23 protein-coding genes are annotated in these 23,382 nt (G+C 46.3%); 18 read left to right on the top strand and 5 right to left on the bottom strand.

Going from position 1 to position 23,382, the window contains the following annotated elements:
• The first annotated feature begins 85 nt into the window (after window positions 1–85).
• From H2R00_RS07355 to lepB, 12 genes are all read left to right on the top strand, one after another.
• On the top strand, window positions 86–1,843 hold the full coding sequence (locus H2R00_RS07355) for an ABC transporter ATP-binding protein (protein WP_182070744.1): 1,758 nt from the start codon (window positions 86–88) through the stop codon (window positions 1,841–1,843).
• A gap of 12 nt (window positions 1,844–1,855) precedes the next feature.
• Window positions 1,856–3,676: an ABC transporter ATP-binding protein gene (locus tag H2R00_RS07350; protein ID WP_154995911.1), complete on the top strand. Its 1,821-nt coding sequence runs from the start codon at window positions 1,856–1,858 to the stop codon at window positions 3,674–3,676.
• 119 nt (window positions 3,677–3,795) lie between these two features.
• Window positions 3,796–4,479 carry a YknW family membrane protein gene (gene yknW, locus H2R00_RS07345; RefSeq protein WP_154995909.1) on the top strand — a complete coding sequence of 228 codons (684 nt, stop codon included), beginning with the start codon at window positions 3,796–3,798 and terminating at the stop codon, window positions 4,477–4,479.
• Window positions 4,480–5,616 (top strand): efflux RND transporter periplasmic adaptor subunit, encoded by a 1,137-nt coding sequence (locus H2R00_RS07340; RefSeq protein ID WP_182070743.1) that lies wholly within the window; start codon window positions 4,480–4,482, stop codon window positions 5,614–5,616.
• Window positions 5,613–6,305 carry an ABC transporter ATP-binding protein gene (locus tag H2R00_RS07335; protein WP_182070742.1) on the top strand — a complete coding sequence of 231 codons (693 nt, stop codon included), beginning with the start codon at window positions 5,613–5,615 and terminating at the stop codon, window positions 6,303–6,305. The genes H2R00_RS07340 and H2R00_RS07335 overlap by 4 nt, the downstream gene beginning before the upstream one ends.
• On the top strand, window positions 6,302–7,495 hold the full coding sequence (locus H2R00_RS07330; RefSeq protein WP_182070741.1) for an ABC transporter permease: 1,194 nt from the start codon (window positions 6,302–6,304) through the stop codon (window positions 7,493–7,495). Before H2R00_RS07335 ends, H2R00_RS07330 begins: the two co-directional genes overlap by 4 nt.
• Before the next feature lie 202 nt (window positions 7,496–7,697).
• Window positions 7,698–8,072, top strand: coding sequence for a Yip1 family protein (locus tag H2R00_RS21190; protein WP_244958295.1), 375 nt, complete (start codon window positions 7,698–7,700; stop codon window positions 8,070–8,072).
• A gap of 106 nt (window positions 8,073–8,178) precedes the next feature.
• Window positions 8,179–8,343 (top strand): hypothetical protein, encoded by a 165-nt coding sequence (locus H2R00_RS21185; protein ID WP_244958294.1) that lies wholly within the window; start codon window positions 8,179–8,181, stop codon window positions 8,341–8,343.
• 286 nt (window positions 8,344–8,629) lie between these two features.
• Window positions 8,630–9,385 (top strand): DeoR/GlpR family DNA-binding transcription regulator, encoded by a 756-nt coding sequence (locus H2R00_RS07320; protein ID WP_154999107.1) that lies wholly within the window; start codon window positions 8,630–8,632, stop codon window positions 9,383–9,385.
• Window positions 9,382–10,293 (top strand): 1-phosphofructokinase, encoded by a 912-nt coding sequence (pfkB, locus tag H2R00_RS07315; RefSeq protein WP_075753044.1) that lies wholly within the window; start codon window positions 9,382–9,384, stop codon window positions 10,291–10,293. The genes H2R00_RS07320 and pfkB overlap by 4 nt, the downstream gene beginning before the upstream one ends.
• 13 nt (window positions 10,294–10,306) lie before the next feature.
• Window positions 10,307–12,202 carry a PTS fructose transporter subunit IIABC gene (locus tag H2R00_RS07310; RefSeq protein WP_182070740.1) on the top strand — a complete coding sequence of 632 codons (1,896 nt, stop codon included), beginning with the start codon at window positions 10,307–10,309 and terminating at the stop codon, window positions 12,200–12,202.
• A 166-nt stretch (window positions 12,203–12,368) separates the two neighbouring features.
• Window positions 12,369–12,929 carry a signal peptidase I gene (gene lepB, locus H2R00_RS07305; RefSeq protein ID WP_182070739.1) on the top strand — a complete coding sequence of 187 codons (561 nt, stop codon included), beginning with the start codon at window positions 12,369–12,371 and terminating at the stop codon, window positions 12,927–12,929.
• A 51-nt stretch (window positions 12,930–12,980) separates the two neighbouring features.
• Here the strand turns inward: lepB and H2R00_RS07300 are convergent, their stop codons facing one another.
• Window positions 12,981–13,250 carry a hypothetical protein gene (locus tag H2R00_RS07300; protein ID WP_003181365.1) on the bottom strand — a complete coding sequence of 90 codons (270 nt, stop codon included), beginning with the start codon at window positions 13,248–13,250 and terminating at the stop codon, window positions 12,981–12,983.
• A 12-nt stretch (window positions 13,251–13,262) separates the two neighbouring features.
• Window positions 13,263–13,505 (bottom strand): hypothetical protein, encoded by a 243-nt coding sequence (locus H2R00_RS07295; RefSeq protein WP_075753038.1) that lies wholly within the window; start codon window positions 13,503–13,505, stop codon window positions 13,263–13,265.
• A gap of 172 nt (window positions 13,506–13,677) precedes the next feature.
• On the opposite strand from H2R00_RS07295, the gene H2R00_RS07290 reads away from it, so the two are divergent.
• A complete protein-coding gene (locus H2R00_RS07290; protein ID WP_154999109.1) occupies window positions 13,678–15,297 on the top strand; it encodes an ABC-F family ATP-binding cassette domain-containing protein in 1,620 nt (539 codons plus the stop codon).
• A gap of 55 nt (window positions 15,298–15,352) precedes the next feature.
• Entirely contained in the window at window positions 15,353–15,727 is a 375-nt protein-coding gene (locus H2R00_RS07285) for a YybH family protein (protein WP_154999110.1), read from the top strand.
• A 399-nt stretch (window positions 15,728–16,126) separates the two neighbouring features.
• On the opposite strand, the gene H2R00_RS07280 is transcribed toward H2R00_RS07285, so the two are convergent.
• From H2R00_RS07280 to mreBH, 3 genes are all read right to left on the bottom strand, one after another.
• A complete protein-coding gene (locus H2R00_RS07280) occupies window positions 16,127–17,359 on the bottom strand; it encodes an aminopeptidase (RefSeq protein WP_182070738.1) in 1,233 nt (410 codons plus the stop codon).
• Window positions 17,360–17,449: 90 nt separating this feature from the next.
• Window positions 17,450–17,581: a protein YkpC gene (locus tag H2R00_RS07275; protein ID WP_003181378.1), complete on the bottom strand. Its 132-nt coding sequence runs from the start codon at window positions 17,579–17,581 to the stop codon at window positions 17,450–17,452.
• 73 nt (window positions 17,582–17,654) lie between these two features.
• Window positions 17,655–18,662: a rod-share determining protein MreBH gene (mreBH, locus tag H2R00_RS07270; RefSeq protein WP_003181381.1), complete on the bottom strand. Its 1,008-nt coding sequence runs from the start codon at window positions 18,660–18,662 to the stop codon at window positions 17,655–17,657.
• Window positions 18,663–18,968: 306 nt separating this feature from the next.
• Between mreBH and H2R00_RS07265 the strand changes: the two genes are divergently transcribed.
• The 4 genes from H2R00_RS07265 to ade all read left to right on the top strand — a co-directional run bounded on the left by H2R00_RS07265 (window position 18,969) and on the right by ade (window position 23,336).
• The gene (locus tag H2R00_RS07265) at window positions 18,969–19,256 is read left to right on the top strand and encodes a transcriptional regulator AbhA (protein ID WP_182070737.1); all 288 of its coding nucleotides are present in this window, start codon (window positions 18,969–18,971) and stop codon (window positions 19,254–19,256) included.
• Between the two features lie 167 nt (window positions 19,257–19,423).
• Entirely contained in the window at window positions 19,424–20,761 is a 1,338-nt protein-coding gene (locus tag H2R00_RS07260) for an ATP-binding protein (protein WP_154999113.1), read from the top strand.
• A gap of 63 nt (window positions 20,762–20,824) precedes the next feature.
• Entirely contained in the window at window positions 20,825–21,487 is a 663-nt protein-coding gene (locus H2R00_RS07255) for a potassium channel family protein (RefSeq protein WP_020451237.1), read from the top strand.
• A gap of 127 nt (window positions 21,488–21,614) precedes the next feature.
• Window positions 21,615–23,336 carry an adenine deaminase gene (ade, locus tag H2R00_RS07250; protein WP_182070736.1) on the top strand — a complete coding sequence of 574 codons (1,722 nt, stop codon included), beginning with the start codon at window positions 21,615–21,617 and terminating at the stop codon, window positions 23,334–23,336.
• Window positions 23,337–23,382: the final 46 nt, after the last annotated feature.

Raw genomic sequence — 23,382 nt, 5'->3', positions numbered from 1 at the left:
TAAAATCGGTGGAATTTTATTTCGTAAACCGATATATTAGATGATGTGTCCTTGTTTTACATGAATTGGAAAGGTGCTGGTGCAAATGGAGTCCCTTAAAAAACTAAAAGATTTTTATTGGCCTTATAAAAAAATGTTCTTGTGGTCGCTTGTGTCGATGCTTCTTATGACGGCGATCACCGTTGTTTACCCGATTATTCTGCAATTGACAATTGATGATGTGATTCTCGGCGGAAGGTACGGTATGGTCATATGGATCAGCCTTGGGTTCATCGCTGTCATGGCGGCGAAGGGTGCAGCCACTTTTTTTCATCAGTATCTTGGAGATATGTTCGGAATCCGCTCTGTCTACCGGTTAAGAAAAGAGCTGTATGCGAAATTGCAGCGTCTGCCGTTCAAGTATTATGACAGCGCTAAAACGGGAGATTTAATGTCGAGGCTTACGGCTGACGTCGAAGGCATCAGATTCTTTTTATCTTTCGGTTTTGCTGAGGCGATTCGATTTATCCTGCTTGTCACCTTCAGTCTGTCTGTCATGTTTTCGTATTCTGTGCCGCTGACTCTAGTTACGATTGCTTCTCTGCCGTTTTTAGGAGCGGCTGTCTACAGGTTTGACAAAAAAGTGCATCCCGCTTTTCGGAGCATAAGAAAATCTTTCGCCCGTTTAAATACGAAAGTTCAGGAAAATATCAGCGGCATGAATACCGTTAAATCTTTATCAAAAGAAGATTTTGAGATTCAAAACTTTACTCATTCAAATGACCATTTTCGAACTAAAAATTTAAACGCTTCGTTTATCATGTCGAAATTCTTTCCGCTGATGGAGTTTATCGGCAATATCTGCCTCGTTGCCCTGCTGTCGTTCGGCGGCTGGCTCGTGATGCAGAACAGCTTAAAACCGGGTGAGCTTGTCGCTTTTTTCAGTCTCGTCAATTACTTGATGTGGCCGATCATGAACCTGGGTTATGTCATCAACCTGTTTTCACAGGCGAAAGCATCAGGAGAGAGGCTGCTGGAAATTCTTGATGCCGAGGAGGAAATCACCGACAGCGGACATGCGGTAAAAAACGGCAGGCTGAACGGTGATGTCGTATTCAGCGATGTTTCCCTTCAATATACAGAAGAAAATGCAGAAGCGCTGCATGGAGTGTCTTTTCAGGCCGAGCGCGGCAAAACGGTTGGGTTAATCGGTGCGACGGGGTCAGGCAAGAGCAGCATCATTCAACTGCTGAGCCGCTTTTATGAGCCGACATCCGGCCGGATCACGATCGACGGCAAGCCGCTTGAACACTACTCATTAAAGATGCTGCGCTCCAATATCGGCGTCGTCCCGCAGGAATCGTTTTTATTTTCATCAACGATCAGGTCAAATATATCTTATGGAAAGCCTGATGCATCAATGGATGAGATCGTCGAAAGCGCGAAAAGAGCCCAGGCGCACGATTTTATCATGGAGCTTCCGAACCAATACGATACGATGCTCGGCGAGAGGGGGCTCGGGCTTTCCGGTGGCCAAAAACAGCGGATTGCGATAGCGAGAGCAATTTGTCTGAACCCGGGCATTCTCATTCTGGATGATTCAACGAGTGCCGTTGACATGGAAACGGAGCACCGCATTCAGCTTGCATTGCGGGAAGTCATGCGGGATCGGACGACTTTCATCATCGCTCACAGAATCTCATCCTTAAAGCATGCTGACGAAATCCTTGTTCTCGATAAAGGTGTTGTAAAGGAAAGGGGAACACACGAACAATTAATGGAAGAAAACGGTTTATACAAACGGATTTTTGATTTGCAGTATAAAGATCAAAATGTGTTGAATGAGCCGCATTTTGCAGGATAGGAGGCTCTTGCTATGGAAAATCAGGCGAAAAAACAAACGTTGATGAACCGGTTTTTTTATACTTCAGACCAAATCATTGAAAAGCCTTTTAACTGGGCGCAGATGTGGAGGCTGCTCAAATATTTAAAGCCTTACCGAAAGAATTTGCTGCCGCTGTCGTTTTTAACGGTCATGATCTCGGCGGCGATCCGGCTGGCGGTGCCGATTTTGATCGGCGTCTATGCGCTCGACCAGGCAATCGCAGGCCGGGATATGAATCTTCTTGTGATTCTGATCTCCGTCATCAGCGGATTATATCTTGTCAATTATGTTAGCAATGTGCTAAGAATTCGCTGGATGAACAAGCTTGGCCAACATGTCATTTATGATCTTAGACAGCATTTGTTTACGCATGTTCAGCGGCTGTCACACCGCTTTTTCGACGAGCGTTCGGCAGGCTCCATCCTTGTCCGGATCATGAATGACATCAATTCCTTGCAGGAACTGTTTACGAGCGGAGTCATCAATCTATTGATGGATGTCCTGCTTCTCTTTGGAATTATCGTCATTCTGTTTTCGCTCAGTCCTGAGCTGACCATCGCCATCATGGTGACGCTGCCTGTTATGTTCTTCATTTCTACCAATCTCAGAAGGAAAATTCGGCGATCTTGGCAAAAGGTGCGCTTAAAGCAGTCCAAGCTGAATTCCCATTTGAACGAAAGCATTCAAGGCATCCGGGTCACTCAGGCATTTACGCAGGAGAAAGAGAATATGATGTATTTTGAAGGCGTCAACAGTGAGAACTTTGAAGCCTGGCGGGAAGCGACGAAAAAAAATGCGACATTCCGCCCGCTTGTAGAAATGACAAATGCTGTCGGGACGGCCATTTTAATCTGGTACGGCTCAAGCTTGATTATCAATGAAACGATTACGATCGGTGTATTTGTATCGTTCGCCTTCTATCTCGGAATGTTCTGGGAGCCGATTTCAAGGCTCGGCCAAGTATACAACCAGCTGTTGATGGGGATGGCTTCGTCGGAGAGGATATTTGAATTTCTGGATGAAAAGCCGAGTGTTGCAGACAAGGAAGATGCGGTCAAAATAAAAGAATTAAAAGGCCGGATCGAATTTGAACAGGTGGAATTTTCTTATGACGGAAATCGAAAGGCGCTGCACAGCATTTCATTTGAGATACCGGCGGGATCATCGCTCGCGCTTGTCGGACATACAGGATCAGGGAAGACGACGATCGCAAATCTGATCAGCAGGTTTTACGATGCAACAGGCGGGACTGTCAAAGTGGACGGAATACCGATTACCGATATCTCGCTTTCCGATCTTCGTTCGCAAATCAGCATCGTACTGCAGGATACGTTTATTTTTTCCGGAACGATTATGGAAAATATTCGTTTTGGCCGTCCAAACGCCGCCGATGAAGAAGTGATCGAAGCGGCAAAAGCTGTCGGAGCCGATTCGTTTATTTCAGCGCTTCCGCATGGATATGCCACAGAAGTGGAAGAACGCGGCAATGTATTATCTGCAGGTGAGCGGCAGCTCATTTCATTTGCGAGGGCTCTTTTGGCAGATCCCCGGATTCTGATCCTTGATGAAGCAACCGCAAGCATTGACACAGAAACGGAAGTCAAGATACAGGCTGCATTGAAAACCCTGCTCAATGGCAGAACGGCTATTATGATCGCTCACAGGCTTTCAACGATAAGGGATGCGGATAAAATCTTGGTTCTTGACCACGGCCGGAAAATAGAAGAAGGAAATCACCAGGAATTGATCGAAAAACGTGGAATGTATTATGAGCTGGTGAAAGCGCAGTATCAAATGTTTCAGCGAAACTGAAACCGTCCGCGGCCGCATGTTTTGGGAATGCGGCCGGGGCGTTTTTTTGAGAACAGTTGTGAAACATTTTAGGCCATTCTGCGTATAAACTGGTAATTCATTTTTTAAGGGGGATACATATGGAAACGAATTTAGAAACTGAAAAAGTGAAAAATCCGTCATTGCTCGGAATGATTACCCGTCCCGGAGAACAATTCGAGAGAATGAGAGAAAAGCCAGCTTTCTGGTTTCCGCTTGTCATTGTTTTAATCTTGTCGGTTACCGGAGGGTATATGCTGAGCGAAAAAACGGTGTTATCTTCCGATTTGTCGGAAATGCCGGTGGATGCTGAAACATTTCAAGCAGCTATGAAGGGAATCGGCATCGTCGGCGGGATCTTCGGCTTTGTGATTGCCTTGCTGATCAGCGCTTTAATCTATTGGCTGATTGTCAAAATCGGAAGAGGAACAACCAATTTTGTTCACATGTTTTCGCTGTCTGTTTTTACATATTTTATTGCGGCTATCGGGCAATTCATAGGCGGGCTTGTGATCTATTATTCAAATATTGATCCCACGATCATCGTCACGTCTTTAAACGGCATCATCCCGGCAGACGAGCCGCTCAAATCGGTATTGGGTGTATTTGATATTTTCACCATCTGGTCGCTCGCATTGGTTGCCCTGGGTCTCCAAAAGGTTGGGGGCATATCCAAAAAAGCGGCTTGGACCGGTGTGATCATTTTATTTGTGATCTCCATTCTGCTCGCTTTAACAGCCGGAATGGCGATCAATTTCTTCGATTCATTTGAAGGAGCAATGTAAATGAAAAAAATATGGATCGGCATCGTCATTGTTGGGGCTGCTGTGCTTTTTATCGGACTCAACCTCTACCGCTCGGTTCAAACGAGCGGAGGGGCTGAAACAGCGGTCCAAACCGTGCAATTGGAAGAAAAAGAGATTTCTTCTGAAGTCATGGTTCCGGGTACCCTTAAGTTTGCAAACGAACAATACAATTATTTTGAACCTGAAAAAGGAGAAATTGCCGACATCAAAGTAAAAGAAGGCGACAAGGTGAAAAAAGGAGATGTGCTTTTCACCTATACGAATGAAGAAATTCGCCTGGAAAAAGAGCAGAACGCCTTATCCATTCAATCGAAGGAGCTTCAGCTTGAACAGGTTAAGCGAAAAATCAGCAGCCTAAAAAACAAGGAAGACGAGCTGAAGGCTGAGCTCGGAGCGGAAAAAGCCAAGAGGCAAATGGATGACGAACGGTCACAGCTTGAAATGGAAGAAAAATCGCTCCAGCTAGAACTGAAACAAGCCGATCTGCAAAAGGAAACGCTCGAGAAGAAATCGGCAGCTCTGCAAGTGAAAAGCGGCATTGACGGGACGGTTATCACCGTTGACAAACAAGCCGTCGCAAAGCAATCGGATATTCAAAAGCCGGTTATACATATAGGCAACGAGGACAAGCTTGTCGTTAAAGGGGTGCTATCAGAGTATGACACATTGAAAGTGAAAAAGGGACAGAACGTGACCATCACTTCGGATGTCATCCAAAATAAAGAGTGGCGGGGCAGGATCTCACAAGTCGGATTGGTTCCCGAAGAAGAGGCGTCTGCAGGTGCCGCAGGAGGAAAGGAACAAGCTGTTCAATACCCATTTGAAGTCAAAATAAAAGGGGAGCGTCCTAAAGCAAAGCCCGGCTTTAACATGATTCTCAAAATCCAGACGGACAAAAGAATCATTCAGGCTCTTCCTGAAGATGCCGTCAAGCAGGATGATGATCAATCATACGTGTATGTCGTCAGAGACGGCAAGGCAAAACGGATCAATGTCAAAACCGGTGAGAAAGCAGATGGCGTCGTTGAAATTACCGATGGTCTGACGAACAAGGACCGGGTTATCGCAAACCCGGCCGAGGACATGAAAAGCGGAACGGAAGTGAAGCTTCAATGATTGAGCTTTCCCAAGTGAAAAAAAGCTACCAAATCGGAGGGGAAACCATTGATGTTCTCAGAGAGATCAATATGAAAATTGAAACGGGAGAATATCTGTCCATCATGGGGCCTTCCGGTTCGGGAAAATCGACGATCATGAACATTATCGGCTGTCTTGACCGCCCGACATCGGGTATTTACAGGCTGGACGGCGAGGATATTTCATCATATGGGGAAAGGGAGCTTGCCGGCGTCAGAAACCGTTTAATCGGTTTTGTTTTTCAGCAGTTTCAGCTTCTGCCGCGCCTGAATGCCATAAAGAATGTGGAGCTTCCGATGATTTACTCCGGCATTCCAAGAAAAGAGCGGCGGGAGCGGGCTGAACGGGCGCTTGAAAAAGTCGGGCTCAAGGACAGAATGCGCCATATGCCGAACGAGCTTTCCGGCGGCCAAAAACAGCGTGTAGCCATCGCAAGAGCGATCGTCAATGAACCTAAGCTGATATTGGCTGATGAACCGACCGGAGCGCTCGATACGAAAACAAGCCGGGACATCATGGAGCAATTCACCGAATTGAATGAGGAAGGTACGACGGTGGTGCTCGTGACCCACGAACCGGAGATTGCAGATTATACAAGCCGGATCATCATGGTGAGGGACGGTGTGATCGTCTCGCCGGAAACAGAGCGGAGGGGGACGGTGCAATGAATCTCATCGAAAACTTGAGAATGGCGTTAAGTTCCATCCTTTCCCATAAGCTGCGATCGATTTTAACAATGCTCGGAATCATTATCGGTGTCGGCTCTGTTATTGTCGTTGTCGCAGCGGGGCAAGGAGGAGAGCAGATGCTCAAGCAGACGATCAGCGGACCCGGCAACACGGTCGAAATCTATTATCAGCCCAGCAATGAAGAATTAACGGCCAATCCCAACGCCTATTTAGACGCCGGCTTCACCGAAGAAGACATCAGAAGTTTAAAGTCACTCGAAGGCGTGAAACATGTCGTTGCGAAAACAACCGAGTCCATGAATGTCCGCTTCCGGGATGAAAAAACGGATGCCGCTGTAAACGGCATTAATGACGGATATATCGGCATCAATTCGATGGAAGTCGAAAAGGGAAGAGAATTTTCAGAAGAGGACTACCATGCTGGAAGCAGGGTCGCCATCGTCTCGCCGAAGCTTGCGGAAGAACTGTTTTCTCAGCAGTCCCCGCTCGGCCGTGTCGTATGGATAAATGGCCAGCCTGTTGAAATCATCGGCGTATTGAAAGAAGAAACCGGGCTGCTTGCGTTGGGGATGAATGAGATGTATGTTCCGTATTCAATGTTAAAATCGTCATTCGGCATCAGTGATTATGACTCTGTCTCCGTTCAAGCTGAGTCTGCCGACCATCTGCAAGCCGTCGGAAAGCAGGCTGCAGCGGCCGTCAACAAGAATCACGGCACTACGGACTCTTATGAAGTGATGAACATGGAGGCCATAGCGACCGGAATCAGCCAGATCACAACGATTATGACGATGTTCATCGGCTCAATTGCAGGCATTTCTTTACTCGTTGGCGGGATCGGTGTCATGAATATTATGCTGGTGTCGGTCACTGAACGGACGAGGGAAATCGGGATTCGAAAATCGCTTGGTGCAACAAGAGGCCAGATTCTGATGCAATTTTTAATAGAATCGTCTTTGATCACGCTGATCGGCGGGGTGTTTGGCATCGGCCTCGGATACGGCGGAGCAGCCCTCGTATCGATTTTTGCCGGTTGGCCGTCGCTCGTTTCCTGGCAGGTGGTCCTCGGAGGCGTCCTGTTCAGCATGGCTATCGGGATTATCTTTGGCCTCATCCCGGCCAATAAAGCGGCCCGCCTTCATCCGATTGATGCACTGAGGTATGAGTAAAGCGTTAAGAGGCTAGCGGCAGCAGAGAAAGATCCAAATGAAAGAGTGACCACATGCCGGTGCGTCAGACTATCGCAAGATCGAAACCGCCTCCCAAGGCGGTTTCTTATATGGGAAAATGAACTTTTCACTTCATAATGATAGACTTGAAAGTGCTGTGAAATGATCTTTATATGAAAAGGTATGTCAGAGGAATTTTAAAGTGGAAGCAAATGTAGAAACAACATCGCAAGTAAAAAAACCGTCACTGCTCGGCATCATGACGAGTCCTGTCCGGCAGTTTGAAAGAATGAGAGAGAGACCTGCGATTTGGCTGCCGATGTTCATCGTGCTGGCGTTATCCGCCTTTTCAGTTTACTTGGTCTACCGGGAATTGAATCAATCTCTTGGTTTGAATATCAATCCTGGTATGGCAGCGACCAGCAAGGTTTTTCAAACGCTTATATTTTTTGTTCTCAGCGCTTTAGTATTATGGCTGATCTCTAAAATAGGAAATGGAGAAACCAGTTTCATCTGCATGGTGTCTCTGTCTGTATTTGCTACTTTTGTAACTGCAATCAGAGATGTTCATTACTAGTTTAGTTTTTTACTTTTCGAATTCTCCAGTCGTGTTTCCGTTTGCATCGCTTGCTGGGTATATTCCGGCCGAAGAGCTCCTCTTGAGTGTCCTTGGGATGTTTGATTTGTTTACAATCTGGTCGTATGCATTAGTAGCTGTCGGCCTGCAAAAAGCTGCCGGCGCTTCAAAACGGGCATCATGGATCGGCGTTTCCGTTTTATTTGTATTCATGTTGGTGTTGTCTTATTTATCTGGCCTGTATCAAGTATTTATAGAAAATATTCAGTAAACGGGAACAGAATGCAGATTGTAAAACCTCATGCGCTGAGCATGAGGTTTTATCGTTGGTATCTGAATGATGTTTGAAAGAATAGATAATAATAATGTCACATATTTTTGCGGATTTTTATAGTTTATACAGTTTACAAACGGTACATATCACGTTAATATGTTGAAATGTGAAAGATTTTGATGGTTATTGAATGATTTTGAAAGATTTTTGTTGAGTTATGTCGAAAAAGCGTTTACAATGAAATTGTAAGCTAAATGAAGGCGTTTCCAAAAGGGGTGATAATGTGTTGACTCCCGAACGGCATCAGCTGATTATTGACGAGATTGAAAAGCACGATGTCGTGAAAATCCAGTACTTAATGAATTTAACGAATGCATCTGAGTCAACGATCAGAAGAGATTTGTCGACGCTGGAAGCCCGCGGATATTTAAAGCGTGTTCATGGAGGGGCATCAAGGCTTTCCGATATTCGTACCGAGCCTGACATGCTAGAGAAATCATCCAAAAACCTTCATGAAAAGAGAAAAATCGCTCAAGAAGCGGCCTCACTTCTTGAAGAAGGCGATTGTATCTACCTTGATGCCGGAACGACCACATTGCAAATGATCGATTTTATCGATCCAGAGATGGATATTATCGTTGTTACAAATGGAGTCATGCACATTGAGGCATTGGGTAAAAAAGGCATTACTTTTTATTTATTAGGCGGGTATGTGAAGTATAAAACCGGAGCGATCGTAGGCGGTTCGGCTTTATCAGCCATCAGCCAATACCGGTTTGACAAAAGCTTCATCGGCGTCAACGGCATTCATAAGGAAGCGGGGTTTACGACTCCGGATCCTGAAGAAGCGCTTTTGAAAACAAAAGCTGTCAACCAGGCGAAAAAAGCATTTATTTTAGCTGACGTTTCCAAGTTTGGGGAAATTTCATTTTCTGCCTTTGCCGGTTTAGACGAAGCAACTATCATTACAGCAGGATCTACAAAACATTCATTTGATAACTATCAAGAAAAAACTGTCGTAAAGGTAGTGAAAACATGATATACACTGTAACTCTCAACCCATCGGTCGACTATATTGTTCACGTTGAAGAATTTTCTGTAGGCGGGCTGAATCGTTCAGTCTATGACACGAAATATCCCGGAGGCAAAGGAATCAATGTCTCACGCGTTCTGAACAGACACCATGTACCTTCTAAAGTTCTCGGTTTTATCGGCGGTTTTACCGGGGGATATATCAAATCATTTCTCGAAGAAGAGAAGCTTGAAACGGCTTTTCATGAGGTGAATGGAGACACGCGCATCAATGTCAAATTGAAGACCGGGGATGAGACGGAAATCAACGGGCAGGGGCCGGTCATCAGCGAAGAAGACTTCGCGGCCTTTTTAGACCAGTTTTCAGCGATGAAAGAAGGGGACATTGTCGTATTGGCAGGAAGTATTCCTTCTTCATTGCCGCAGGACACATATGAAAAGATTGCAGAAAAGTGTAAAGAGCAAAATGTCCGGGTTGTCGTTGATATTTCGGGTGAGGCGCTTTTAAAAGCAGCAGAAATGAAGCCGCTTTTAATGAAACCGAACCATCACGAGCTCGGTGAAATGTTTGGGACAACCATCACTTCAGCGGAAGAAGCGGTGCCTTACGGAAAGAAACTCGTTGAACGCGGTGCCGAAAACGCGATCGTTTCCATGGCTGGAGAAGGCGCCCTTTTATTTACAAAAGACGGCGTCTACCATGCCAACGTACCTAAAGGAAAGCTCGTGAATTCAGTCGGCGCAGGAGACTCAGTGGTTGCAGGCTTTCTTGCAGGCATTGAAAAACAGCTCGACATCAAAGAAGCTTTTCGCTTAGGTGTCGCGTCAGGAAGCGCAACTGCCTTTTCAGAGGAGCTGGGAACGGAAGAGCTCGTTCACAAGCTGCTTCCGGAAGTTCAAGTCAAAGCGATTTAAAGGAGGAAAGGTTATGAAAATAACTGAGCTACTAACAAAGCATACGATCAAGTTAAACCTTGAGAGCAGCCAGAAAGAAAACGTTATCGAAGAACTCGTCAGCGTTTTGGATCAGGCGGGCAAGTTGAATGATAAAGAAGGCTACAAAGAAGCCGTGATCAACCGCGAGAAACAAAGTTCTACCGGTATCGGCGAAGGCATCGCCATCCCTCATGCGAAAACGGCAAGCGTCAAAGAGCCTGCGATCGCGTTCGGCCGTTCAAAAGGCGGCGTCGATTATGAATCCCTTGACGGCCAGCCAAGCCATCTTGTTTTCATGATCGCCGCTACAGACGGTGCAAATAACACTCACCTCGAAGCGTTGTCAAGACTGTCGACTTTGCTTATGAGGGAAGAGATTCGCAAACAGCTGCTTGAAGCTTCATCTGAAGACGAAATCATCGACATCATCAATCAGCATGATAAAGATGATGATGAAGAAGAAGAGCAGGCCGAAGAGGCTCCTGCACCATCAGCAAAAGGAAAAATCCTTGCGGTTACAGCATGCCCGACAGGGATCGCCCACACGTTCATGGCTGCGGATGCTTTGAAAGAAAAAGCGAAAGAGCTTGGCGTTGATATCAAAGTTGAAACGAACGGTTCAAGCGGTATTAAAAATGGTCTGACGGCACAGGAAATCGAAGATGCGGTTGCGATCATTGTCGCCGCCGACAAACAGGTTGAAATGGAACGCTTTCAAGGCAAGCATGTCATTGAAGTACCTGTAACAGCAGGTATCAGACGTCCGCAAGAGCTGATTGAGCAGGCGCTGAAACAAGACGCGCCTATCTATCAGGGTAAAGGCGGCGGTGCATCCGCTTCAGAAGACGGAGCTGCCAAAGGAAAAGGCGGCGGTTTCTACAAACACTTGATGAGCGGTGTCAGCAACATGCTGCCATTTGTCGTCGGAGGCGGGATCTTAGTTGCGCTTTCGTTCTTCTGGGGAATTAACGCGACCAAACCGGGTGATCCCACTTATAATGAGTTCGCTGCAGTATTAAATAATATTGGCGGAACGAATGCACTTGGATTAATTGTCGCCGTATTGGCCGGATTTATCGCGATGAGCATTGCAGATCGTCCGGGATTTGCGCCTGGTATGGTCGGCGGTTTCATGGCGACACAAGCTGGCGCCGGTTTCTTAGGCGGCCTGATTGCCGGTTTCTTAGCTGGTTATATTGTTGTACTGTTGAAAAAAGTGTTCGCTGGTCTGCCGCAAGTGCTTGACGGATTAAAACCTGTGCTGCTTTACCCGCTGTTTGGAATATTCTTGACTGGAATCATCATGCATTATGTTGTCAATACGCCTGTCAAGTTCATTATGGATGGTATGACACATTGGCTTGAAGGTCTTGGAACAGGAAACCTTGTCGTAATGGGTATTGTTTTAGGCGGTATGATGGCGATTGATATGGGCGGTCCGATCAACAAAGCGGCCTTTACATTCGGTATTGCGATGATTGAAGCTGGAAACTTTGGACCTCACGCAGCCATCATGGCAGGCGGTATGGTGCCTCCGCTTGGAATTGCCCTTGCAACGACTTTCTTTAAAAATAAATTCTCAAAACGGGATCGCGAAGCCGGAATTACCAACTACGTGATGGGCTTGTCATTTATTACTGAAGGTGCGATTCCTTTTGCGGCCGCAGATCCGGCACGCGTCATTCCTTCTTGTATCATCGGATCAGCAGTTGCCGGCGGTTTGTCTCAATTTTTCCATGTCACACTGCAAGCCCCGCATGGCGGAATATTCGTTCTCTTCTTTACGACGAATCATGCGCTGCTGTATCTCCTCAGCATCTTGATCGGCGCGGTTGTGACAGCTTTGATTCTCGGCATCTTGAAAAAGCCGGTTCCAACTGAAAAATAAAGTGCTGAAAGTGCCACAGTAATCCCTCTCGTGGCACTTTCTTTTTTACTGTTTTTGCCGGAGTGAGCGCGGGGATTATGTATTCCGCGGGAACTTGTGATAAAGTATAGGAAAGCTTTTATTTTTGCATGTATGCTGTGACAGACTGTTTTTAGGAGGAAGCGTTTTGACTGAAGAAAAATCCACCAAAAATAAAAACTCTCTCTTTGAATGGGTAAAAGCCATTATTATTGCAGTCGTTCTGGCGTTATTGATCAGGGCATTTTTATTCGAACCGTATTTAGTCGAAGGTACATCAATGGACCCGACGCTGCACGACGGAGAGCGGCTGTTCGTCTATAAAACGGTTAAATACGTAGGCGAATTTAAGCGGGGAGATATCGTCATTATCGACGGCGATGAAAAAAATGTCCATTATGTAAAGCGCTTGATCGGCCTGCCGGGAGATACTGTGCAAATGAAAGATGACACGCTGTACATAAACGGGAAAAAGGTGTCTGAGCCGTATCTTTCGGAAAACAGAAAAGAGGCTGAAGCAGTCGGCGTCAAGCTGACGGGCGACTTTGGCCCTATGAAGGTTCCGGAAGGCAAGTATTTCGTGATGGGGGACAACCGTCAGAGGTCAATGGACAGCCGGAACGGACTCGGACTGATTGATAAAAAACGAGTGGCCGGGACTTCACAATTTGTGTTTTTCCCGTTCAACGAAATCCGAAAAACAGACTGAAAAATGCCTGATGTCCATTTGGACAATCAGGCATTTTTGCTTTTGCTTGATTTATGCGGATAGTGATGCCAGCACTGCGATAAACAGTACGGTAACGAACACAGAGGCCATAATCAGAAGAACGCTGTACAAGATTCTGATTTCCGCGGCTTCTTTTCCCCGCTTTGACAGCATTCGTTTCGCCGCGATATGAACGAACACGTAAATCATGGCAATCCCGATGTAAAGCCCCAGATCACGTGCTGTAAAGCCGGTTATGGCAAGATAAACCCCTGCGAAAAAAATAAACATGCAGTATTCCGTCAAAGTGATAAGCTTCATGTTTTCCTCCGTCTAACGATCCGAGTTTTCTTCAAATATCACCTTTTTATAATATATCTTTTGCAGCCATCCCACAAGGAGGCCGAAGCCGATCAGCAGACAGGAAAATATAAAAAAGTCCGACGTCCACATATCAAACCCTTTAAAAAGCCCGATAGACATTGTAGAAATCACCATGGCCACTGACACGAAAAGCGCTTGGCGCGGCCTTGAATTGATCCATCTGATGATATCAGGGTCATCTTTCAATTTCATTATTCCTTCCCCCATTCTTCAATAATTGTAACATATTGTCACAAGGAAAGGGGAAGTAGGCGTTTTTTTAATATATTTTTCTTTCAAACTTTATCGTAAAAAAGCAAAGCATTTCTCTTGCGGAATTTTCGTGTTATACTCTTTTTAATGAAGTATAGATGGAGGATATTAAATGATAGCTGTTCAAAATGTCAGCTTGCGGTTTGCGGACCGGAAGCTGTTTGAAGATGTAAATATTAAGTTTACGCCCGGAAACTGCTACGGATTGATCGGAGCAAACGGTGCCGGAAAGTCCACTTTTTTGAAAATATTGTCAGGTGAAATTGAGCCTCAGACGGGCGAGGTCCATATGAGCCCGGGCGAGCGCCTTGCCGTCCTGAAACAGAACCACTTTGAGTATGAAGAGCATGAAGTGCTGAAAGTCGTGATCATGGGGCATAAACGCCTTTATGAAGTCATGCAGGAAAAAGACGCGATTTACATGAAACCTGATTTTTCAGATGAAGATGGAATCCGCGCCGCAGAGCTTGAGGGTGAATTCGCCGAGCTGAACGGCTGGGAAGCCGAAGGGGAAGCCGCGATTTTGTTAAAAGGCCTCGGCATTGCTGAAGAACTTCATACGAAGAAAATGGCTGATCTCGGCGGTTCCGAAAAGGTGAAGGTCCTCCTTGCACAGGCCCTGTTCGGAAAACCTGACGTCCTTCTTCTTGATGAGCCGACCAACCACTTGGATATTCAGGCGATCCAGTGGCTTGAAGAGTTTTTAATCAATTTTGAGAATACGGTTATCGTCGTATCGCATGACCGCCACTTTTTGAATAAAGTATGTACGCATATCGCCGACCTGGATTTTAACAAAATTCAAATTTATGTCGGAAACTACGATTTCTGGTATGAATCAAGCCAGCTTGCGCTTAAAATGAATCAGGAAGCCAATAAGAAAAAAGAAGAGCAGATCAAACAGCTCCAGGAGTTCGTCGCCAGATTCAGCGCCAACGCCTCAAAATCAAAGCAGGCGACATCAAGAAAAAAACTGCTTGAAAAGATTACGCTTGACGATATTAAACCGTCATCGCGCAAGTATCCGTACGTACATTTCACCCCTGAACGCGAAATTGGAAACGATGTGCTTGTTGTCAAAGACCTGTCGAAAACGATTGACGGTGTCAAGGTGCTTGACTCGGTCAGCTTTATGATGAATAAAGAGGATAAAATCGCCTTTACAGGCCGGAATGAGCTTGCCGCTACTACGCTCTTTAAAATCCTTGCCGGGGAAATGGAGCCTGACAGCGGATCGTTTAAATGGGGCGTCACAACATCCCAGGCGTTTTTCCCGAAAGACAACAGCGAGTATTTTGAAAACAGCGATTTAAACCTTGTCGACTGGCTCCGCCAATTTTCGCCGCATGACCAAAGCGAAAGCTTCCTGCGCGGATTTTTAGGCCGGATGCTGTTCTCCGGGGAAGAAGTGCTGAAAAAAGCAAGCGTTTTGTCAGGGGGAGAAAAAGTCCGCTGCATGCTGTCCAAAATGATGCTGTCCGGCGCCAATGTGCTGATGCTTGATGAGCCGACCAACCATTTGGATCTCGAATCCATTACAGCGCTGAATAACGGTTTAATCAGCTTTAAAGGCGCCATGCTGTTTACATCTCATGACCATCAGTTTGTCCAAACAATCGCCAACCGGATCATCGAGATCACGCCAAACGGAATCGTCGATAAACAAATGAGCTACGATGAATTTTTGGAAGACAAAACGGTTCAGGACAAGCTTGCTGAACTTTACGCATAATGATAGAAAACCCGCCTTAAACAGCGGGTTTTTTTATAAAAAGGAGATGGTTGCCGTGTCATGCCGAAAGGCTCTTGAGCAATATATTCAAGCAACTAACACACATGAGTTTGAGAATGTCAAAGCGCTCCTTCATCCCGACGCTGTGTACTGGTTCTCGGATCAAACGTGCTCGGGCTCTGAGGAAATTCAGCGTTATTTTGAAAACGCCTGGAAACTGATCGAAAATGAAGTATACAGCGCCAGTCATGTCAGCTGGATCACGGAAACAGACAAACAGGCCGTCTGTCTTTATACATACGAATGGAAAGGATTTTATAGAGGTGAACCGGTTCAAGGGGAAGGCCGTGCGACAAACGTATTTGTAAAGGACGAGTCAGGAAGCTGGAAACTGAAGCATGAACATTTAAGCAGTTTGCCCAAACCATGAGGAGGCGGAGCATTGGACCGGCTTTTCAGCTGTTGCAGCCGCCATCTATGTACGGGAGAAGTCAGGAAGTGCTGGCGGTATGCGGACACAATATAAAAGGACCTCAGAAGTTTTCTGAGGTCTCAGCGTGTCGACAAACCCTCGCATTCGTTGTCAGGCTTGCGCGTCAGTGCTCACGAATAGAGGAAGGATCGGCAGATAACCGCCTAGGCGTCCTGCCTGAACGCCGCCGTCATCACATCCTGTGAAAGTCCGCTCCGATGCTCAGCCTTCCTAGACTGCAAGGGTTGCGGGTCACGCTGAAAGGATGACAAAATCCCAAAACAAAAGGTCGTTTTGGGATTTTCTCAACAATCTGGGACTTCAGAAGTTTTCTGAGGTCTTTTTTTGCGGAAGGCTTTATATCGCCCAGTTGCCGTTTCTGAAAATCGGCTCTCTTTTTCCGTCTGCTGTAATTCCGTCTATATTCATTTCTCCTGAACCGATCATGAAGTCAACATGTGTGATGCTTTCGTTTAATCCTTCTTTCGCCAGCTCCTCGCGCGACATCTGTTTTCCGCCTTCGATGTTGAATGCATATGCACTGCCGATCGCGAGGTGGTTTGAGGCATTTTCATCGAACAGCGTGTTGTAAAACAGAATATTGGACTTGGAAATCGGCGAATCGTGGGCAACGAGCGCAATTTCGCCTAAGTAGTGTGAACCCTCATCGGTTTCGATCAGCTCTTTTAAAATTTCTTCACCTTGTTCAGCTTTGACGTCTGTGATCCGTCCGTTTTCAAATGTCAGTGTAAAGCCGTCGATCAAATTGCCGCCGTAGCTTAACGGTTTCGTGCTTGAAACGGTGCCGTTCACCCCGTCTTTTTTCGGAGCGGTGAAAACTTCCTCTGTCGGCATATTGGCCATGAACTCGACACCGTTTTCGTTAGTGCTTCCGGCGCCGACCCACAGGTGCTTCTCAGGAAGCTCGATCGTCAAATCTGTTCCCTTTGCTTGGTAATGAAGGGCATGATAATGCTTGTCATTTAAGACGCTTACTTTATCGCGCAAAGTCTGATCGTGGTCTTTCCACGCCTGAACAGGATCTTCACGGTCGACGCGGGTCGTTTTGAAAATCTCATTCCACAGCTTTTGCACCGCTGTCTCTTCATCTGCGTCAGGGAATACTTTTTTCGCCCAGGCCGGCGAAGGTGCTGCGACGACAGTCCAGCTGACTTTATCCGACTGAATCATTTGCCTGTATGTATGCATCGCCTTTCCGGCCGCTTTTTGCTGGGCTGCGATTTTTTTGGAATCGATGCCTTTCAAAAGATCAGGACTTGAAGAGACAATGGAAATAAAAGCGGCGCCTTCCTTGGCGAGCGTCTCCAGACCTTTCGCTTCCCATTCAGGGAACTCTTCAAAGGCTTCCGCAGGGGCCAGCTCATATTTCAGCCTTGTCACCTCATCATCCTGCCAGCGGACCGTCACGTTTTTTGCCCCTCTCTCATAGACGCTTTTGACGAGAAGCCGGGCAAAATCGCGTACTTCTGTTGACGCGTTGATCACGACTTGCTGTCCTTTTTGAACGTTTACACCGACTTCGGCCACAAGCTTCGCATATTTGCTCAGTTTATCAGTAAACGAATTCATTGGCAAAACCTCCTTTATTGTCCATAACATCATATCAAATATTTGATTGAAAAGAAAAAAAGACGCAGCCCGGTTCAGGCTGCATCTTTTTTAACGGTTGATTTTGGCCGTTTGGCCGGGGGGCGAGCTTGGCATGTTGGCAAGGGAGATGCTCATCCCCCCGAGAATAATACCGCTTAAAATAACGGTGATGGCCAGGCGTCTTCCCATATCTCTAAGCATGTTCTTCCTCCTTATCGTTTCTCCATTCCTCACGATATGAAAGAAGTCGGGAAAAAAGACGCGAAAATAAAAATTATTTAGCCGCTTTTTGCAATTTATCGATCACTTCGAGAGAACGACCCGTTCCAATGGCGACAGATTCAAGCGGATTTGCAGCAACATGCACGGGCACAACGATTTCCTGTGACAGCCATTCTTTGATGCCGTTCAAAAGCGCGCCTCCTCCGGTTAAAATCACACCCCGGTCGACAATGTCTCCGCTCAGCTCCGGAGGACAGTCTTCAAGCGTCGCTCTGATGGCTTCGATAATATGAAGGAGCGATTCGCGCATCGCTTTCTGAATCTCTTTTGATTCCAGGGTAATCGTTTTCGGCAGGCCTGTGACAAGGTCGCGCCCTCTGACTTCCATCGTTTTCGTCTCATGGTCAATCAATGCGTAGCCGATCTCAATCTTGACTTCTTCGGCCGTCCGTTCACCGATCAGCAGGTTGTATTTTTTTCTGACGAATGACACGATGTCTTCATCAAGCTGATCGCCGCCAATCCGGATCGAATGGCACGAGACAACGCCTCCGAATGAAATGATTGCCACTTCTGTCGTGCCGCCGCCGATATCGACAACAACGTTTGCGACAGGTTCATCGACAGGCAGATCTGCGCCGATGGCGGCGGCGACAGGCTCCTCTATCAAATGGACTTGTTTGGCTCCGCAGTTTTTGACAGCATCGCTGATCGCACGCCTTTCAACGGCTGTTGAGCCGGACGGCGTGCAGACGACGACGCTCGGCTTTCTGAACGTAAAGCCGATGTTCTTTCCGGCTTTTTTCATAATCTGCTTCAAGAGGTCTGTCGTCATGTCATAATCGGCGATGACTCCGTCTTTCATCGGCCTGACCGCGACGATTTTTCCCGGTGTTTTCCCGATCATGTTTTTGGCCTCTGTGCCGACCGCCAATACGCTCTTTGTTTCCGTATCCACGGCGACAACGGAAGGCTCATTTAAAATGATTCCTTTGTTTTTGCTGTAAACCAATATGTTAGCTGTGCCTAGATCAATTCCGATCTCGGTTGTTTGAAACATGTTTTCACCCAATCTCTATTTAAAATTTTTCCGAAAAACGAAATTTTCTTCGTGCTGAAAAAATGAATTTCATTTAAATTTTCTCAAATGATCGGCGGTTTGTGGGGGTTTGTGACGATTTTGAAACCAATCTGTAAAATGCTGTCCTCATATTTACATGATGAGAAAATTATTTCATTTTTATGACCGAATTTTTGTCGAAGAAACGCTTGATAAGGGAAACCTTTTTCAGTCTTCGTTCGTCTATCGTTATGCTAAGACAATATCTTAGAAAAATAGAAACAATAGAGGAAGTAGGCGAAAGTTTTGAAAGCAATAGGAGTTGTGAGAAAAGTAGACGAACTCGGCCGGATCGTGATGCCGATTGAATTGAGAAGAGCTTTGGATATCTCGATCAAGGACAGCATCGAATTCTTTGTCGACCAAGATAAAATTGTCCTGAAAAAATATAAACCGCACGGTGTGTGCCTGATGACCGGTGAAATCACTTCTGAAAACCGCGAGTATGGAAATGGAAAAATTACGCTGAGTCCTGAAGGAGCCGAATTGCTTTTGGAAGAAATCAATGCTGCCTTAAACGGAGTGAAAGCATAAGATTCTACGCTCTTCATCAGAAGGGCTTTTTCTTGCACCAGCAGCAGATAAAACCGCCGTCACTGAAAAATTCAGCCATAGAGACGATAAATACTTCGAACAATCCTCTCAAATGTGGTGTAAAGAATGTTACAATTGACTGAGAAATACAAGTGGCAGGTGGGGGTATGAAAAGATATCAAGGACGAATCATTGCAACCGTGCTGGCAATGACTTTTATCATGTTTTGGAATTTTTTATTCTATGGGGTGTTGGGAAATAAAATCAATTGGACGGTTGATCTGCTGTTTACGCTGGTGACATTAATCAGCGTTTGGTGGCTCACGCTTTATATCGATGAGTCAAATCAGCTTGTCTATAAATTGAAGGAAAGCGAAAAGAAATATAAAGAGCTTTCCTCAGAAACCAACCGCATCATGGATAACCTTCAGGAAATCGTCTTTCAGACGGACCGAATAGGATATATAACATTTTTGAATCAGGCGTGGACATCCTTGACCGGATACAGTGTTGAACAGAGCCTTGGAACGATGTACAACGATTATTTCGATCATGAAGATCGGATTTCGAATCACCTGATCGCCCAGCTGAAGAACAAGGAGCCGGAAGGAAGGATCGAGGTGCTCTACCATCGTAAAGACGGGAGCAAGTTCTGGGGCGAAGTTCACTATAAACTTTATTATAAAAACGGTCAATTTACGGGCAGCTTGGGAACGCTGACTGATGTGACAGAACGGAAAAAAGCGGAGATGGAACTGTTCAAGTCGAATCAGCGGCTGGCCATGCAGTCTCAGAAGCTGGCGATGGCCGGGCAGCTCGCCGCGGGAATCGCTCACGAAGTCAGGAACCCGCTGACATCTGTAAACGGATTTTTGCAGCTGATGAAAGCGGAATATCCTGACCGGAAAGATTACTTTGACATTATTTTCTCTGAGATTAAACGAATCGATTCTGTGCTCGGAGAACTGCTTGTACTGGCTAAACCGCACCAGGTTCAATTTAAAAAGATCAAAATCAATTCGGTTCTTCAGCAGGTAGCAACGCTTCTTGAGACCAACGCCGTGCTTTCCCACATTAAGATCGAAAAAGCGTTTCAGCACGGGGAGGAGTGGGAAATAAACGGTGATGAAAATCAAATCAAACAGGTATTCATCAATTTAATTAAAAACGGAATAGAAGCGATGCCTGACGGCGGGAAAATCACGATTTCCTCGGAGGCAGAAGGGGACTATGTGAAAATCAGCATCAAAGACGAAGGCGGCGGGATTTCCCAAGCCGATTTGGCAAAGCTCGGGGAGCCTTTCTTCTCAACAAAAGAAGAAGGTACAGGTCTTGGGCTGACGATTTGCCTGAATATCATCGGCGCTCACAACGGTGAAATGAAAATCGACAGCGAATTGGGCGAGGGAAGCACATTCCACATTTTGCTTCCGATCGACAAAGGTGCGGCATCCGAAGAGAACGACATACAGCAAGGATGCTGCAGCCGCGCAACGATAAAATAAAGAGGAAAAATTCCACTTCATATGATAGAATTTGTTCAAGATTGACCCATGGAGGAATTACCGATGAAAAAAGAATTTGCAGTAATTGGACTCGGCCGGTTCGGCGGCAGCATTTGCAAAGCATTGAGTGAAGAAGGGCTTGAGGTAATGGCGATCGACAGAGATGAAGATCGCGTAAACGAATACGCCAAAATTGCTTCACACGCTGTGATAGGAGACACAACAGACGAATCTGTGCTGAAAAACCTTGGACTGCGCAATTTTGACCACGTCATTGTAGCGATCGGAGAGAACATTCAAGCGAGCATTTTGACAACGCTGATCTTGAAAGAGCTTGGTGTGAAAATGATTACCGTAAAAGCTCAAAACGATTATCATGAAAAAGTATTATCCAAAATCGGAGCGGACCGGATTGTTCATCCGGAGCGTGAAATGGGAAAAAGAATCGCCCACAACATCGTCTCCAACAATGTGCTTGATTATCTTGAACTTTCTGATGAACACAGCCTTGTCGAAATCGCAGCGAACGGCAAACTAGCCGGAAATACGCTGCTTGACCTTGATATCCGGGCCAGATACGGAATTAATATTGTCGCGATCAAGCGGGGGAAAGAAGTCATCGTATCTCCGCTTGCCACTGAAGAGATTCAGAAGGACGATATTTTAATCGTCATCGGCTCAAATCCTGACATTGAGAGATTTGAAAAGAAAGTCTTTCAACATTAAAATGCCATCGATCAGCCGCGGGAACCCCACAGCCCGCGGTTTTTTTTATCTTTTCATTGACTGTTCCAAGCGATTCGGCTACGATATTGAACCATATACATATAAAAAAGAGAGGGGACATATACCTTTGGACAAAGAGATGTTCATTCGCCGGCTTGGCGCCGCCAGTCATCGCAAAAAAGCGGATACTGTAATTAAAAACGGAAAGGTCATGGATGTTTTTAATCAGGAATGGTTAGAGACGGACATAGCCATCACAGACGGGGCCATCGTCGGTTTGGGCGATTATGAGGGGGAGAATACGATTGACGCTGAGGGACAAATGATCATTCCCGGCTTTATCGACGGTCATGTCCATATTGAGTCTTCAATGGTGACGCCGCCCGAATTTGCCAAAGCGGTGATTCCCCACGGTGTGACAACCGTTGTCACCGATCCTCACGAGATCGCGAATGTCTCAGGTGTGAAGGGTCTTGAGTTCATGCTGGAGCAGGCTGAAATGACCGGGCTGAACATTCATTTTATGCTCCCTTCTTGTGTACCCGCGGCACCATTTGAAAAATCGGGTGCAGTTTTGAACGCTGCGGATTTACATCCTTTTTACAGCCGCGAAGAGGTGCTCGGGCTTGCGGAAGTAATGGACTATGTGGCCGTTGAAGCCGGAGAGCCGGATATGGTGCAAAAGCTCATTGATGCCCATAAAGCTGGCAAGCGGATCGACGGACATCTGGCCGGCTTGTCAGCCGGGTTTGTCAATGTCTACAGAGCGGCGGGCGTGCTTACAGACCATGAGGTCACAACACCTAAAGAGGCGCTTGAACGGGTCAGAAGAGGAATGTACGTCATGCTGAGAGAAGGGTCTGCGGCAAAGAATACGCGTCGTGTTTTGCCAGCGGTCAACGAGAAAAATGCGAGACGCTTCTTTTTCTGTACGGATGATAAGCATTTGGATGAACTGGTCGATGAAGGTAGCATTAACCACCAGGTCAAGCTTGCCATTCAAGAGGGACTTGACCCGTTTCTTGCATATCAAATGGGCAGCATGAATGCAGCAGAATGCTTCGGGTTAAAGACGAAGGGAGCGGTTGCCCCGGGTTATGATGCGGACCTTCTTTTCATCAGCGATTTTGAGAACGTCAGCATTTCAAAGACGATGATTAACGGCGTGATCTGGAGCGGGACAGAACAAAGCGAATGGACGGGCAGCAAAGCGGCAGCCGGTCTGCTCCGATCTGTGCATCTTTCTGAGTTACATGAGGATGATCTGCAAATTCCGATCGTTCAAGGGAATGAAATCAGGGTCATTGACATTATCCCCAATCAGCTTGAAACAAAGCTGTCCTTGGCCAAGCCGAAAAGCGGGGCTTTTTTTCAGCCGGATCTGGAAAGCGATCTGTTGAAAATTGCAGTGATTGAGCGCCATCGCGGCGTTAAAGGAATCGGACTCGGCGTTGTCAGGGGCTTCGGTTTAAAAGAAGGCGCCATCGCGACAACAATTTCTCATGATTCCCACAATTTAATCGCCGTCGGTACAAATGATCAAGACATTTTAAAAGCGATTGAACGTCTCGGAGAAATCGGAGGAGGCCTCACCATTGCAAAAGGAGGGAAGGAGCTTCAATCCGTCGCCTTGCCGATCGCCGGCCTCTTGTCGGACAAACCGCTTGAGGCGGTAAACGAAAGCTTGAAATCTCTCCATGCTGCATTAACAGAGACAGGATTTTCAGGAATGTTTAATCCTTTTCTGACGCTTTCTTTTTTAGCGCTTCCGGTTATTCCCGACATTAAAATGACGACGGAAGGATTGTTTGATGTTAAAGCGTTCAGGCATATCCCGGTTCAACCATAAAAAAACGGATGCCCCTTCGGGGTGCATCCGTTTTTTGCTGAATCCG

The organism is Bacillus haynesii (assembly GCF_014042035.1).
Taxonomy (GTDB): Bacteria; Bacillota; Bacilli; order Bacillales; family Bacillaceae; genus Bacillus; species Bacillus haynesii.
This window is presented reverse-complemented; position numbering and strand designations above follow the sequence as displayed.

Excerpts from the sequence above, each read along its gene's own strand:
- H2R00_RS07355 (WP_182070744.1), top strand. The coding sequence starts at position 86 with ATGGAGTCCCTTAAAAAACTAAAAGATTTTTATTGGCCTTATAAAAAA.
- H2R00_RS07350 (WP_154995911.1), top strand. The coding sequence starts at position 1,856 with ATGGAAAATCAGGCGAAAAAACAAACGTTGATGAACCGGTTTTTTTAT.
- yknW (WP_154995909.1), top strand. The coding sequence starts at position 3,796 with ATGGAAACGAATTTAGAAACTGAAAAAGTGAAAAATCCGTCATTGCTC.
- H2R00_RS07340 (WP_182070743.1), top strand. The coding sequence starts at position 4,480 with ATGAAAAAAATATGGATCGGCATCGTCATTGTTGGGGCTGCTGTGCTT.
- H2R00_RS07335 (WP_182070742.1), top strand. The coding sequence starts at position 5,613 with ATGATTGAGCTTTCCCAAGTGAAAAAAAGCTACCAAATCGGAGGGGAA.
- H2R00_RS07330 (WP_182070741.1), top strand. The coding sequence starts at position 6,302 with ATGAATCTCATCGAAAACTTGAGAATGGCGTTAAGTTCCATCCTTTCC.
- pfkB (WP_075753044.1), top strand. The coding sequence starts at position 9,382 with ATGATATACACTGTAACTCTCAACCCATCGGTCGACTATATTGTTCAC.
- H2R00_RS07310 (WP_182070740.1), top strand. The coding sequence starts at position 10,307 with ATGAAAATAACTGAGCTACTAACAAAGCATACGATCAAGTTAAACCTT.
- H2R00_RS07300 (WP_003181365.1), bottom strand. The coding sequence starts at position 13,250 with ATGAAGCTTATCACTTTGACGGAATACTGCATGTTTATTTTTTTCGCA.
- H2R00_RS07295 (WP_075753038.1), bottom strand. The coding sequence starts at position 13,505 with ATGAAATTGAAAGATGACCCTGATATCATCAGATGGATCAATTCAAGG.
- H2R00_RS07290 (WP_154999109.1), top strand. The coding sequence starts at position 13,678 with ATGATAGCTGTTCAAAATGTCAGCTTGCGGTTTGCGGACCGGAAGCTG.
- H2R00_RS07280 (WP_182070738.1), bottom strand. The coding sequence starts at position 17,359 with ATGAATTCGTTTACTGATAAACTGAGCAAATATGCGAAGCTTGTGGCC.
- H2R00_RS07275 (WP_003181378.1), bottom strand. The coding sequence starts at position 17,581 with ATGCTTAGAGATATGGGAAGACGCCTGGCCATCACCGTTATTTTAAGC.
- mreBH (WP_003181381.1), bottom strand. The coding sequence starts at position 18,662 with ATGTTTCAAACAACCGAGATCGGAATTGATCTAGGCACAGCTAACATA.
- H2R00_RS07260 (WP_154999113.1), top strand. The coding sequence starts at position 19,424 with ATGAAAAGATATCAAGGACGAATCATTGCAACCGTGCTGGCAATGACT.
- H2R00_RS07255 (WP_020451237.1), top strand. The coding sequence starts at position 20,825 with ATGAAAAAAGAATTTGCAGTAATTGGACTCGGCCGGTTCGGCGGCAGC.